Raw genomic sequence first — 13,313 nt, 5'->3', positions numbered from 1 at the left:
GCCAGCACGCCGGCGAGCCGATGACGTTTTGGAAGTTTGGGCAAGCCTTTGATTAATGTAGTGTCAGCCAGCAACACGGCAGTAAGGACATGGCGGCGCAGTCCGACGGCCTAAAATCTGGATCTTGTTTCAGCCGCCCCGCTCGGCGCGGACCGCTGCCTCGCTTGAAGTGTTGAATACCACCACCTGCCAGCGAGGCCACCACCAAGATCATCAAACCGACAAACAGACATACTTAAGTTCGAGAAACTCCTCCATGCCATATCGTGAACCTTCCCGACCAAGGCCGGATGATTTCACACCACCAAAAGGTGCTTCCGCCGTCGAGATGAGACCTGTGTTAACGCCAATCATGCCATACTCAAGCGCTTCAGCGACGCGAAATACACGCGAAAGATCCCGCGCATAAAAGTAGGAGGCTAGGCCAAATTCCGTGTAATTTGCTTGGCGAATGACATCGTCTTCATCAGTGAAGCGGAAAAGTGGCGCGACCGGCCCGAACGTCTCTTCGTGCGCAAGCTTCATGTCACTGGTTACGTCTGCGAGCACTGTTGGTTGGAAGAAATTCCCGCCCTTCTGGTGCCGGGCACCACCCAGCACAACCCGCGCACCTTTCGCCCGAGCATCCGAGATATGTTCCTCGACCTTGTTAACGGCCGCACTGTCGATCAGCGGGCCGAGCGCCACATCCGGCTCCATGCCGTTACCGACCCGCAGCTTCAATATCGCCTGGCAAAGCCGTTCTGCATAGGCCTCAAAAACTCCGTCCTGCACATAGATGCGGTTAGCGCAGACGCATGTTTGGCCATTGTTGCGGAATTTAGACACGATCGTACCCTCGACTGCTGCATCCAGGTCAGCATCATCGAATACGATGAAGGGCGCATTTCCCCCAAGCTCCAGCCCCATCTTTTTGATCGTCGAGGCGCTTTGGCGCATCAGTTCCGCGCCGATCTCAGTTGATCCGGTAAACGTCACCTTGCGGACGATTGGGTTCGACGTCATTTCGCCCCCAATCTCCCGTGCCGCGCCGGTTACAACGCTGAAAAGCTCTGGAGGAATACCCGCGCGCTGGGCAAGGACCGCGAGCGCAATCGCGGAGAACGGCGTCTGCGCTGCAGGTTTCAAAACGATTCCGCATCCTGCACCCAAGGCCGGCCCGGCCTTTCGGGTGATCATCGCGTTTGGGAAATTCCATGGCGTGATGGCCGCCACAACGCCAATCGGTTGCTTCATCACCAGGATGCGCTTGTCCGGCTGGTGCCCCAGAATGATGTCGCCATATACGCGACGAGTCTCTTCGGCGAACCACTCTACGAAACTAGCGCCGTAGACGATCTCACCCTTTGCCTCGGTCAAAGGTTTGCCCTGTTCGAGTGTAAGAATTTCGGCGAGATCGTCTTTGTTCTCAATCATGAGTTCGAACCAGCGCCGCAAGAAGCCAGAACGTTCTTTCGCCGTGCGGGCAGCCCATGCTGGCATCGCCAATTGTGCGGCTTCGATTGCTTTTCGCGTTTCGATCGCTCCAAGTTTCGGAACGCGGCCGAGAAGGCGGCCGTCAGCCGGATTGACCACGTCGACCGAAGGACCGTCGCCGACTTCGATCCATTGCCCGGCAACCGGGGCGGCTTGTCTGAACAGGGTCTTATCTTTGAGAGCCATGGCCTCTATCCTTTGCAGAAAGTGTCTGTGCGCCTAGCGCGCAATTTCAAGAAGAATTTCATCTGTAATGCGACGAGTGCCGTAGCTGGAGCCTGATGACCCAGCACCAATTCCACGCACGCAAACGCGGCCGACGGCATCTGAAATTTTGGTCGCGAGTTCCGTCTGGCCCAAGTGCTCGAACATCATTGCCGCCGACCATATCGCGGCGATCGGGTTTGCCACGTCCTTGCCTGCGATGTCCGGTGCTGAACCGTGGACCGGCTCGAACATGGACGGCGAGCGGCCGGTCGGGTCGATATTTGCAGACGCTGCAAATCCGAGTCCTCCCTGAATCGCCGCGCCGATATCGGACAAGATGTCGCCGAACAGGTTGGACGCAACAACGACATCCAACGTTTCCGGGAACATGACCATGCGGGCGGCAATTGCATCAACGTGATAGCTGCGGACCTCGACGTCCGGATACTCCGCGGAAAGCTGCCTTGTTACGTCGTCCCAAAACACCATCGAGTGGCGTTGCGCGTTGGACTTTGTTACCGAAGCAAGCCGCCTCCTGCGCTTTCGCGCCATTTCAAAGCCGTATCGGAGAATCCGCTCCACACCGTAACGGGTGAAAACGCTGGTCTCAACTGCGATCTCTTCCGCCGTACCACGGTGCACCCTGCCGCCAGCGCCAGAATACTCCCCTTCCGTATTTTCGCGGATGCAAAGGATATCGATATTCTCGGCACGAAGAGGTCCAGTCACGCCAGGAAGCAGCTTGTGCGGACGGACATTCGCATAGAGGTCGAACTCTTTCCTGATACGAAGTAGAAGCTCATGCAGAGAAATGTCGTCGGATACCTTCGCCGGCCATCCGATCGCTCCAAGCAAGATCGCATCAAAGGTTCGGAGCGTTTCGATCCCGTCCGCCGGCATCATCGCTCCAGTTTCAAGATAGTGATCGCAAGACCACGGAAATGTCGTTGCGGAAAGATTGACGTCGCAAGCTGCCGCAGCGGCAAGTGAAACTTCCCAGGCTGCCGCAGTCACCTCGACACCTATGCCGTCTCCGGGGATGATTGCGATTTTGAGGTCCACCATACTCTCCGTCCGTGCTTCGAGGAATTTCGATTGAACCATGTAACGCCGGATGCATGGAATTCGGTTCGTTGTGCAGGCTTCTCAAGGTCTCATGCCGTCATTCGACCCGAAGAATTTACCGGTAATTGGCTCGCTCCCGAGTCTGACATACCGACCTGCCGGTTATCCGACATTCAATCTCCCGCTTAGCCAACCGATCCATCTCAGTTCCCAAGCGCGAGCCGGGCCCGATTGAAAGAAGTGGCCTCTCAAACGATGGCGTAGCGTGGGATGACGGCAATGAGTGTAAAATCGAACTCAGCGGGAGGAGAAGTATCTTTTGCCGTTGCCGAGATATCGATTATACCGATACGTTGTTCCGGCCGCGATTAGGCAGAGATAAAGGCGCATGCAAAAGCGCTCTGACAAGTGGGAACAGCTTATGTATTTTACGCTAAGGCAGGTCCAGTATTTTGTGCTGACGGCAGAACTCGGCACCATATCTGGTGCCGCTACTGCTGCGCGAATCTCGCAGTCCGCGCTTACCGAAAGCATCCGGCAACTTGAAGAGCAGGTCGGAAGCGCGCTATTTTCCCGTCACGCCCGGGGGATCGCATTGACGTATGAGGGGCATCGGTTCCTGCGGCACGCCAAACTCATCATTTCCACGGTTAAAGATGCCGAGGACGCCTTCACAGCTAAAATAGACAACGTATCGGGAACCCTTCGCCTGGGCGTGACGAACCTGGTCGCCGGCTATTTTCTCTCCGACATTCTGGCTCGGTTCCGGCGCGTTTTTCCTGAAGTATCTGTAGAAGTGGTCGAGGACCAGCGAAGATATATTGAACATCTCCTCATCAGTGGCGAACTGCAGCTTGCGCTCATGGTTGTGTCCAATATCGAAGAGCAGTTCGCCCTATCGGTCGATTCACTCGTGCGATCGAGATTCAGAGTCTGGGTGTCGCCAAAGAATGGCCTCGCCGACAAGAGCCGTGTCAAATCATCCGATCTGGGCGATCAAAAGCTTATCTTGCTGGCAAATGATGACTTGCTGGAGTCAATCTCCGGTTGGCTGCAAGGCGAGGACCTTATGGATCGGGTCTTTCTCAGAACAACTTCGGTGGAGGCAGTCCGAAGCCTTGTCGGCACAGAGACAGGCGTGGCCATCATGCCCGACCTCGCCTTCCGCCCCTACACCCTCGAAGGCGACCGTCTTGAGGCTCGCCCGGTCGAAGGCCTCTCTATTACGTTGGACGTCGGCCTGGTGTGGCGGCAGGGGTCGCCGGATACCGACCAAGCCGAGATTTTCAAGACCGTCGCCCGTGACTACCATGCGAAACGGTAGCCGAGCGACATATCGATAAAACCGATACGTCATCGCAAGCATTTCGAATTTTCCCTTCCGGTTCTTCCGCGACACACTGTTGACGATTGGATTGCGGCACCACGGCGTGGTGTCTGCGGATCGCCCATCAGTCAGGGAGACATTTAATGGATATGGTTATCACTCCGGCGTTTTCGACGAAGCTGCTCATCAACGGCGAGCTTGTCGAGGGAACTGGCGGCGACGAGAAAATCTTGAACCCGGCTACAGGCTCGACTCTCGTTGCCGTCAAGGAAGCGAGCCGCGATCAGGTAAATGCCGCAGTGGCAGCTGCGCAATCCGCCTTCAAGACTTGGTCGCTGACCACGCCCCGGCAGCGCTCCGAACTTCTGTTGGAAGTCGTTGAGCACCTCAAGCAGAACATCGAAACTTACGCTCGCCTCGAATCCCTCAATTGCGGCAAGCCGTATCTGGGCATGCTGAATGGCGAAATGCCCGCCATCATAGATGCCATTCGTTTCTTCGCCGGCGCGTGCCGAGTGCTGAATGGCAGCGCTGCAGGTGAATACGTCGAAAATCATACGTCCATTATTCGCCGCGATCCGGTCGGCGTGGTGGGCTCAGTGGCTCCGTGGAACTTCCCGCTGATGATGGCCGCCTGGAAGGTCTTTGCACCGATTTCGGTCGGCAACACCGTTGTCGTAAAGCCGTCCGAACAGACTCCCCTCACGCTCCTTCGCCTTTGCGAATTCCTGGCAACTCTTTTGCCGAGAGGCGTCGTCAACGTCGTCACCGGTCGTGGAGAGTCCGTCGGATCCACGCTTGTTTCGCACCCCGGCGTCGCGATGGTCTCCCTGACAGGCGATGTCACGACAGGTCAGAAGGTGCTGCAATCTGCTGTGCCGACATTGAAGCGCACGCACCTTGAACTTGGAGGGAAAGCGCCGGTCATCATATTCAACGACGCCGATCTGGATGCCGCTGTCGAAACAATTCGGATGGCAGGCTTCGAAAATGCCGGCCAGGATTGTTGCGCGGCCTGCCTCGTCTACGTCCAGTCCGGTGTCTACGAAAAGCTTGTCGAGAAGCTAAACGCCGCAATCAAAAGCATCCGCAGCGGTGCGCCCGAGCACGAACAGACTGAACTCGGCCCACTCATCAGCCAGCGTCAGCGAGACCGCGTCGAGAGCTTCGTTCAGCGCGCGCGCACCTCGAAGCATATTGAAGTTCTGACCGGCGGCAAGCCGGCCTCGGGGGACGGCTTCTACTACGAGCCGACTCTCGTTGTCGGCGCAAATGTTCAGGACGAAATCGTCCGTCGCGAGGTCTTCGGGCCGGTCGTCGCGGTATCCCGTTTCGAAACCGCCGAAGAAGTTATCGATTGGTCGAACGAGAGCCATTACGGCTTGGCATCATCCGTGTGGTCGTCAAACGCCACCACAGCGCTCAAAGTGGCGGCTCGCCTGCGCTACGGTACGGTCTGGGTAAACCAGCACTTCACACTCTTGAGTGAAATGCCACACGGTGGGCTGAGACATTCCGGCTACGGCAAAGACCAGTCCATTTACAGCCTCGAGGATTATACCTCGATCCGCCACGTAATGTTCAACTTTTCGTAGAGAAACAATCGGAGCCACGGCGATGGTTCAACATGAGTGGCAGGCGGCGACAATGACCATCACTCCGCTCAACGGGGCTGACGGGACTATGCAAACCGTCTCCCATGTCGGCTCAAGGTCGCCGTGGTCCCGGCCACAAGCAGGTGCGCAGGCAGTCCCGCGTGCAATTGTCGGAATGGGCTGGAGATCTTCGTCCAGTCACAAACCACTCCCGCCCCGTAGTAAGAGCGCAGAGGAGCCCACAATGTCTGAAGAAGACCTCCTCGAGAGGTTTGACGGAGGTGGAGATAGCCACTCTCAGGTCGAGACGCATGAAGTCGCGCGCACTCTCAAACAATATTGGGGGATCCGCGGAAGCCTCAGAAGCCTGGTAGCAGAGCGTGACGAGATCCTGGAGGTTACCACCGATGATAATCGCCGTTACGTCTTAAAGATCTACGGCGCGTCTGAATCGCCATCCTTGGCCGATTTGCGCGCTCGGGCTTGCGTTCACATTGCAGAAAGTGATCCCGCTCTGCCGGTGCCGGAAATTATCCGTACCGATGGCGCTCTGCAGGCGGTGGCGACGATGAAAGCCGGCGAGGATCGTGTGGTCCAGCTGATGACCTTTCTCGACGGCATACCGCAGGTTAGCACTCTCAAAAGCAGCCGGCAGGCATTCGAGATCGGGAAGGCACTTGCAAGAACGGCGAGGGCGCTTGCCCACTTCGAACACCCTGCCGATCGGAGAAACCTCGTCTGGGATCTCGCAAATGCGGCGAACGTCCGACCGCTCCTCCCAGCGATTAGCTCTGGCCGTTGGCAAATGCCTCATCGGATCTTGCAGCGTTTTGAGGATCGCACCCTCTCGATGCTGAGCGACCTTCCCTCGCAAGTGATCCATAACGACTTCAACGGACACAATCTTCTGATGGATCCGTCCGATCCAACAAGGATCACCGGCATCATCGACTTCGGCGATGTGACGAGAAGCCAGCGGATCAACGATGTCGCTATCGCGGCCTGCTATCAGTTGCGTTTTGATGAGTCCGGCCTTTCCGGAGCACTCGACGTGGCGCGAGGCTACAATTCCGTCACCACCTTGAATCCGCATGAGATCGCGATCCTCCCTGACCTCATTCTCACCAGACTCGCGATGGCGGTCGCCATTACGGAATTCCGTGCAACCCGTCTTCCAGAGCGTGCAAGCCAGATCCTGAAGAATACCGGCTACGCATGGCGCGCCCTTTCGCACCTAACGGACCTCGACAAAAACTGGGCAGTCGATCGGTTCTTCGCTGCCTGTGACAAGGAGACTTCCTCATGACCAAGCCGTTGATGATCAATGCGTTCGACCCCAATGCGGTCGACGGGCTAGACGCTGAGACGATGCAGCTGATCGAGCGGCGCAAGAAGGTCCTTGGACCATCCTACAAGCTCTTTTACGAAACGCCGGTCCACGCCGTTTCGGCAGAGGGGGTATGGATCACCGATGGCCGCGGACAGCGTTATCTGGATGTCTACAACAATGTGCCCTCTGTCGGCCACTGCCATCCTAGAGTGGTTGAGGCCGTCTCCCGGCAGATGGCCGTGCTTAACACCCATACGCGTTACCTGAACGATGTCGTCTTGAGTTACGCGGAAAAACTGCTGGGACATTTCCCGCCTGAACTCTCGAATGCCATGTTTACCTGCACGGGCAGCGAATCCTCCGATCTCGCCTTGCGCATCGCCAAAACCTACACCGGCGGGGTTGGCATTGTCGTGACCGAAAACGCCTATCACGGCATCACGGAGCAGATAGCGCGAATGTCTCCGTCTCTGGGCAGTGGCGTTCCGCTCTGGCCCCATGTCAGGACCGTGCCGGCGCCGGATGCATACCGCCTCGGACACGAGAACGTTGCCGAGACCTTTGCCACCTCCATCAAGGAAGCTTTCGAAGATCTGTCTCGCCACGGGTTCAAGCCAGCCGCGTTTGTGGCAGACATGATCTTCTCATCCGACGGCATCTTCGCCGATCCAGCGGGCTTCCTGAAACCTGCTCTCGACGCTGTGCATGCTGCAGGCGCCCTGTTCATTGCCGATGAAGTCCAGCCGGGATTCGGGCGGACAGGTCCGATGTGGGGATTTGCACGCCATGGGATCGTGCCCGACCTGGTCCTGATGGGTAAACCGATGGGTAACGGGCTGCCGATCGGCGGCGTGGTGGCTCGGCCTGAAGTTCTTGGCGAGTTTGCAACCACCGCCCGCTACTTCAATACATTTGGCGGAAACCCCGTCTGCTGCGCCGCCGCTCACGCCACGCTTTGCGTAATCGAGGACGAGGGACTTGCCGAGAATTCCGTGAAGGTCGGTAATTACCTGCAGCAGGGGCTTCGCGAACTCACGACCGGCCTGGCGGCGGCAGGAGATATCCGTGGTGCGGGTCTTTTTGTGGGGCTGGACTTTGTCAAGGATCCCGAGACCAAGGAGCCAGACGGCGATCTCGGCCTGTTCGTTGTAAACGCGCTGCGCGACAGGAACATCCTGATCAGTGCAAGCGGCATCGAGGGCAACGTTTTGAAGATCCGCCCGCCTCTGCCGTTCTCGACCGAACATGCTGACATCTTCCTGGAGGCATTTCAGGACGTCATTCGCAGCACCGAATTCCGGCGGAACGCAGCGGCCTAACAATCGGGCGCCTTTCAAAAGGCGCTCACCGTTCAACAGATACTTGAGGGCATGACATGAGCTTCGTTCAAATCAGCAACGTCACAAAGTCCTTCGGCCATTACGCCGCTGTGAAGGGAATCAGTCTCGACGTGGCCGACGGCGAGTTTCTTGTTTTGCTGGGCCCATCGGGTTGTGGCAAATCGACATTGATGCGGATGATTGCCGGCATCGAAACCGTTACGACTGGAGCCATTAGAATTGATGGCAAGGATGTCACGGACCTGTCACCAAAGGACAGAAACGTCGCAATGGTTTTCCAAACCTATGCGCTTTATCCGCATCTCACCGTTCGTGCCAACATCGAGTTTCCATTGCGAAAGATGAAACTCGACCGCAAGCGGATCGAGGAGCGCACACTTTGGGCCGCTCGCATGTTCAGGATCGAGCAGCATCTTGACCGCAAACCGAAGCAACTTTCGGGAGGCGAGCGTCAGCGCGTTGCCTTGGCACGAGCCCTGGTGCGCAGTCCGTCCGTGTTCATGATGGATGAACCGCTGTCCAACCTCGATGCGAAGCTACGGGCAACCGCCCGGCAGGAAATTCAGCAATTCCAGGCGGAAACGAAGGCAACGACGATCTACGTGACACATGACCAGGTCGAAGCCATGTCGCTCGGGCATCGGATCGCGGTCCTGTCGGACGGCATAGTGCGCCAAGTGGGCACGCCGGATGAAATCTATAATCGTCCGGCCGATACATTCGTCGCAACTTTTGTCGGCTCACCCGCCATGAACATCGTTCCGCGCGGCAATGTCCTTGAAGGCTTTCGTCCTGAACAGCTTCTCCATCCTGGGCTGGTTGGCGAAAAGGTCGCGACCAAGGAAGTCAATATCATTGTCCGGCGGGTAGAGAAACTCGGCTCCACTCAACTCGTCTACGGCACGCTGGATGGGGCCGATAACGTGCAAATCGTGGCCGACGTGCCCGCCATGGCGGGCGGCAAGTTCGTGATCGGGGAGCTGCAGGCATTTCGGGTGCCACTTCGAGAAATTCATTCGTTCGACAAGTCGACCGGAAAACGCCTGGAGTCGAGTGCTGCCGCCGCAGCCTGACCAACCGGGGAACGGTCATTAGGAACGGTACCTCATTCGCGCGACTGGGGCGCGGCTTATGGTGGTGTTGGGCACGCATTCGGTCCCCGTGGACAGCATCACGTCTAGAAGCGAAAGACGGATCGATCACTCAGAATCGAAAAACGATAGGGGAATAATCATGACAGATACACCTCGTTTCACAGTTCCGCATATATCGCGTCGGTTTCTTCTGCAATCGAGCGCGATCGCGCTCGGTGCCGCCGCGTTGCCGTCAGGCTTGCTGGCACAAGGCAAGACGGTCGTCACTCATTCGAACTGGCGTTCGACCGAAATGCCGGATATTTTCCTGAAGGTTTTCGATGATTATCGCAAAGCCAATCCGGATGTCGATCTCCAGGTCGAAGAGATCGGCTTTATCGAATACATCAAGAAAATGGAGCTTTCGGGCCAAGCTGGTGCGTTGCCGGACACGTTCGAACTCTGGGTACCCACACAGCTTGCTCGCTTTGTCGAGGAAGGCTGGATCGCTCCGCTCGACGAATTGATCGATGCAGACAAAGCGGCCGGCAACGATATCCTTGGCGCCTACGAGCCGTGGGCAGACAAGGGCTACAAGGGTTCGACCTACGTCCTTACCTCGCTCGGCCTCACCAACGTTCTTCTCTGGAACAGGACGGCATTCAAGGCAGCCGGCCTTCCGGACCGCGCTCCCGAGACCATCGACGAGATGCTCGAATTCGCAAAGAAACTGAACAAGCCACCGGAAATGTATGGCCTCGGTCTCGATGGTAACGGCCCTGAGCTTTGGCTTGCTCTCGCCTGGATGTTCTACGCGAATGAAACCCGCATCGGCCGTGTCGGCGGAGACTTTCAGATCAACAAGCCAAAAGCGGTCGAAACTGTTCAGTTCATCGTGGATCTTGTGAACAAGCACGGCGTCGTGCCGTCATTCACGACAACCGACTTCGAGAAGCTGAGGAGTTCGTTTGCAGCCGGGCGTGTCGCCATGATGCCGGACTGGAATGGTGTCCCGGCGGTGATCGAGGGGTTGAAGCCAACGTTCGAATGGGCCATTTCGCCGCTGCCCAAGGGCAAGACTACCGGGGCGATGCTGATGGGCGGTGACAGCACCTATGCTATCAGCGCCAACTCGAAAAACAAGAAAGCCGCCTGGGAGTTTATCAAGGTGCTCGCAGGCCATGACACCCAGCAGGCGATCGCTGACAAGTGGCCTTTCCTTATCACCCGGAAGGAAATCTGGGACGAGGTCCAGAAGGGCACCTTAGGCACATCCGACTCGCTGAAGGTCGCCTTGGAGCAGTCGCAGCGCCCCAACGCCTACGATACCTACAGCGAGATGCCGCCACAGCTGTTGCAGGCAGTGGACATTTTCCGAACCGAACTTCATGGCGTCGTTGCCAACCAGCAGACCGCTCAGGAGGGAATGGACAAGGTGGCCGCGCAATGGGCCGACCTTTACCAGCAATGGGACGAGAGCTACGGCGAACTCGGAGACCGCTACACCCGATAGCCAAGCGCGAAGGCAGTGTGCGGCCAATGGGCCGCGCACCAATCTGAAAGGAGTGTGCCATGACCTTCGATAGCCTTGCACCGCGGGAAAGAGCTTCCGCCGTCCGCCGCCTGATACGTGGCAACTATCACACCTACATCATACTGGGGCTTTTGCTCGGTGTAATGCTGCTGCCGATCGCCTACATGATCATCATCGCGATCACGCCGGCAGATCTGCTCTTCAAGCAGATTATTCCCGAGCGAGTGACCTTTCAGAACCTCCTGAAGGTGTTCTCGACCGAGGAACTGGTATTGCCGTTCCGAAACTCTGTCGGGATCTCCGCTCTCACGGCGTTTTTCACGATCGTTTTGGCGGCGCCGGCTGCATATGGCATGTCACGTTATCGAGTGGGACTATCGGGAACCCTTATCGTCCTGCTGTTATTCACCCAGGTCATCCCGGTTGAGATTCTGGTCCTGAGTTACTTCCCGTTCCTAAAATCCAGCGGTCTTATTGACACCTGGACCGGGCTGATTTTCCTAGACACCACGCTGACCGTGCCGTTCTGCACCCTTATCTTGAAATCAATGTTCGACGGGGTACCCGAAGACATCGAGCAGGCAGCCCGAATTGACGGATGCACGTCTCTGGAATGCTTTTTCCGGATCACGCTTCCGCTTAGTTGGGGTGGCATTCTGGCAGCGTTCATCTTCGCGTTCTTGATGGCGTGGCAGGAATTCCTCTACGGGCTGACATTCACCGCCTCGCTTGATGCGCGCCCAATTACAGTCGCACTCAATCTCCTGATTGGTCACTACACGATCAGCTGGGAAGTGCTGATGGCTGCAAGCTTCCTGTCGGCATTTCCCCTGCTTGTCGTTTTTGCACTGTTCCAAGGTGTCTTCATCAAGGGGATGGTTGCGGGAGGTGTGAAATGATCATCGAACAACAGTCTCAAGCAACTCTGGTTCCCGTCAGTGCGAACCGCGTGAAGCTCGCAAGGACCTACCGGCGAGAGTGGGCTTTCTTTGTCGGTCCCACATTCCTGTTTCTGATTATAACCGGCATATTTCCGCTGGTGGCGAGCATCTACACGGGTTTCTTTCAGACGCGACGCGGGGAGCAGCATTTCGTCGGCTTTACCCACTACAAATGGGCGCTGCACGATGACGTGTTCTGGACCTCGACGCTCAATAGCTTCATCTTTACCGGTGGCACGGTCATAGGGCATTTGTTGATCGGCTTGACCTTTGCGCTTCTATTGAACTCAGCAAAAAGCATGCAGTCCTTTTGGCGGGGGCTGCAGTTCATTCCCTGGCTATTCCCCCCCGCGGCTGTGTCAATCCTTTGGATCCTGATCTATCAGGATCAATTCGGGCTCTTGAATTCCCTGTTTCGCGACATCGGCCTCGCCAGCTGGGCATTTGACTGGCTTGGGCAACCGTCTTCGGCACTGGCGGCTGTGACGATCGCCAGTATTTGGAATTGGTATCCCTTCCTGACGCTGATCTTGTTGGCTGCTCTGCAGAACGTACCCGACGATCTCTATGAGGCGATGGACGTCGACGGAGGGAGCGCTTGGGACAAATTTCGACTTGTGACACTTCCCCATCTCGCTCCGGTGATGCTGACGGCCTGCTTGCTCGACTTCTTCTGGACGTTCCGGTTCTTCGACATGACGTGGATCATGACGAAGGGCGGTCCCGGGCGGTCTTCGGAGGTGCTTGCGACCTATCTCTACAAGCTGGCATTCCAGGAATATCGCTTCGATCGAGCTGCAGCTGTTGGTGGCCTCATTCTTCTGATGATGGCTGTTCTCACGGGGCTTTACCTGGTCGCTTACCGATATGTCGAAAATCTGTCGGGGCGCCAAAGAGCCGCGCCGCACGCGAGCTAGGTGAACACCTCCCACTCGCAAGACATTCAAATTGTGAAAGGAAACATCAAATGCGCATGAAAACGATGCTGATCGTTTTTTCTGGAAAAGGAGAGCAGATTGGCCATGCACAGGGATTCGTCTCGTCAGCGGCCGACGGCGTTATCGCAACGTCCGATATGGCAGGTATCGGTCAAGACGGCCAGCTCTCAAATCCCTGCGGGAAGGCGCGCTTCGAGACCGTAGTGATGGCAAGAAATGGCCGAACCGTAGAGGCTGGCCGGGTCTTTTTCCCCGAGATCGACAGCTACCTTGACGTGTTTACTCCAGAAACGGGCATGGTGCTCCCGGCGGACGAGGGAAAGGAGATCGGCTCGATCACCTGGCACATCAAGGAAGGCGGCGGCGAGTTCGAAGGCGCGACCGGCGTCGTAACCGGTAATTTTATAGGTTACCCGGACGGCACTTTCGTCGACCACCAAGTCTACCGTGTACTTTTGCCTTGAAAGCAGGGAGCCGGCCTCACCTT

The 13,313-nt window shown here is 57.0% G+C and carries 11 protein-coding genes; 9 read left to right on the top strand and 2 right to left on the bottom strand.

From position 1 onward, the window contains the following. Positions 1–213: 213 nt before the first annotated feature. Together gabD and RHEC894_RS28450 are read right to left on the bottom strand one after the other, a co-directional pair. A complete protein-coding gene (gene gabD / locus RHEC894_RS28455) occupies positions 214–1,662 on the bottom strand; it encodes an NADP-dependent succinate-semialdehyde dehydrogenase (protein WP_085740038.1) in 1,449 nt (482 codons plus the stop codon). Between the two features lie 33 nt (positions 1,663–1,695). Next, a complete protein-coding gene (locus RHEC894_RS28450; protein WP_085740037.1) occupies positions 1,696–2,748 on the bottom strand; it encodes a tartrate dehydrogenase in 1,053 nt (350 codons plus the stop codon). A 421-nt stretch (positions 2,749–3,169) separates the two neighbouring features. Here RHEC894_RS28450 and RHEC894_RS28445 point away from each other — a divergent pair, with 421 nt between their 5' ends. From RHEC894_RS28445 to RHEC894_RS28405, 9 genes are all read left to right on the top strand, one after another. Beyond that, positions 3,170–4,072 (top strand): LysR substrate-binding domain-containing protein, encoded by a 903-nt coding sequence (locus RHEC894_RS28445; protein ID WP_245339570.1) that lies wholly within the window; start codon positions 3,170–3,172, stop codon positions 4,070–4,072. Between the two features lie 146 nt (positions 4,073–4,218). After that, a complete protein-coding gene (locus tag RHEC894_RS28440; RefSeq protein WP_003594316.1) occupies positions 4,219–5,670 on the top strand; it encodes a gamma-aminobutyraldehyde dehydrogenase in 1,452 nt (483 codons plus the stop codon). Between the two features lie 244 nt (positions 5,671–5,914). Then, positions 5,915–6,976 carry a phosphotransferase gene (locus tag RHEC894_RS28435; protein WP_049732715.1) on the top strand — a complete coding sequence of 354 codons (1,062 nt, stop codon included), beginning with the start codon at positions 5,915–5,917 and terminating at the stop codon, positions 6,974–6,976. Then, positions 6,973–8,319, top strand: coding sequence for an aspartate aminotransferase family protein (locus tag RHEC894_RS28430; protein WP_085740035.1), 1,347 nt, complete (start codon positions 6,973–6,975; stop codon positions 8,317–8,319). Before RHEC894_RS28435 ends, RHEC894_RS28430 begins: the two co-directional genes overlap by 4 nt. A 56-nt stretch (positions 8,320–8,375) precedes the next feature. Next, complete coding sequence (locus RHEC894_RS28425) at positions 8,376–9,413, top strand: ABC transporter ATP-binding protein (RefSeq protein WP_085740034.1); 1,038 nt, start codon at positions 8,376–8,378, stop codon at positions 9,411–9,413. 58 nt (positions 9,414–9,471) lie between these two features. Continuing rightward, positions 9,472–10,926: a sugar ABC transporter substrate-binding protein gene (locus RHEC894_RS28420; protein ID WP_245339569.1), complete on the top strand. Its 1,455-nt coding sequence runs from the start codon at positions 9,472–9,474 to the stop codon at positions 10,924–10,926. 59 nt (positions 10,927–10,985) lie between these two features. After that, complete coding sequence (locus tag RHEC894_RS28415) at positions 10,986–11,846, top strand: carbohydrate ABC transporter permease (RefSeq protein WP_049732711.1); 861 nt, start codon at positions 10,986–10,988, stop codon at positions 11,844–11,846. Beyond that, positions 11,843–12,805 carry a sugar ABC transporter permease gene (locus tag RHEC894_RS28410; RefSeq protein WP_049732710.1) on the top strand — a complete coding sequence of 321 codons (963 nt, stop codon included), beginning with the start codon at positions 11,843–11,845 and terminating at the stop codon, positions 12,803–12,805. The genes RHEC894_RS28415 and RHEC894_RS28410 overlap by 4 nt, the downstream gene beginning before the upstream one ends. Before the next feature lie 50 nt (positions 12,806–12,855). Next, positions 12,856–13,290 (top strand): hypothetical protein, encoded by a 435-nt coding sequence (locus RHEC894_RS28405; RefSeq protein ID WP_049732709.1) that lies wholly within the window; start codon positions 12,856–12,858, stop codon positions 13,288–13,290. Positions 13,291–13,313 lie beyond the last annotated feature (23 nt).

Source organism: Rhizobium sp. CIAT894 (genome assembly GCF_000172795.2).
Lineage (GTDB): Bacteria > Pseudomonadota > Alphaproteobacteria > Rhizobiales > Rhizobiaceae > Rhizobium.
Note: the sequence above shows the minus strand (reverse complement) of the source record. Positions and strands in the feature narration are given on the sequence as shown.

What these genes read in the sequence shown, in the direction of transcription:
- RHEC894_RS28440 (WP_003594316.1), top strand. Translation starts at nt 4,219, where the DNA reads ATGGATATGGTTATCACTCCGGCGTTTTCGACGAAGCTGCTCATCAAC.
- gabD (WP_085740038.1), bottom strand. Translation starts at nt 1,662, where the DNA reads ATGGCTCTCAAAGATAAGACCCTGTTCAGACAAGCCGCCCCGGTTGCC.
- RHEC894_RS28420 (WP_245339569.1), top strand. Translation starts at nt 9,472, where the DNA reads ATGGTGGTGTTGGGCACGCATTCGGTCCCCGTGGACAGCATCACGTCT.
- RHEC894_RS28445 (WP_245339570.1), top strand. Translation starts at nt 3,170, where the DNA reads ATGTATTTTACGCTAAGGCAGGTCCAGTATTTTGTGCTGACGGCAGAA.
- RHEC894_RS28425 (WP_085740034.1), top strand. Translation starts at nt 8,376, where the DNA reads ATGAGCTTCGTTCAAATCAGCAACGTCACAAAGTCCTTCGGCCATTAC.
- RHEC894_RS28410 (WP_049732710.1), top strand. Translation starts at nt 11,843, where the DNA reads ATGATCATCGAACAACAGTCTCAAGCAACTCTGGTTCCCGTCAGTGCG.
- RHEC894_RS28405 (WP_049732709.1), top strand. Translation starts at nt 12,856, where the DNA reads ATGCGCATGAAAACGATGCTGATCGTTTTTTCTGGAAAAGGAGAGCAG.
- RHEC894_RS28450 (WP_085740037.1), bottom strand. Translation starts at nt 2,748, where the DNA reads ATGGTGGACCTCAAAATCGCAATCATCCCCGGAGACGGCATAGGTGTC.
- RHEC894_RS28415 (WP_049732711.1), top strand. Translation starts at nt 10,986, where the DNA reads ATGACCTTCGATAGCCTTGCACCGCGGGAAAGAGCTTCCGCCGTCCGC.
- RHEC894_RS28430 (WP_085740035.1), top strand. Translation starts at nt 6,973, where the DNA reads ATGACCAAGCCGTTGATGATCAATGCGTTCGACCCCAATGCGGTCGAC.
- RHEC894_RS28435 (WP_049732715.1), top strand. Translation starts at nt 5,915, where the DNA reads ATGTCTGAAGAAGACCTCCTCGAGAGGTTTGACGGAGGTGGAGATAGC.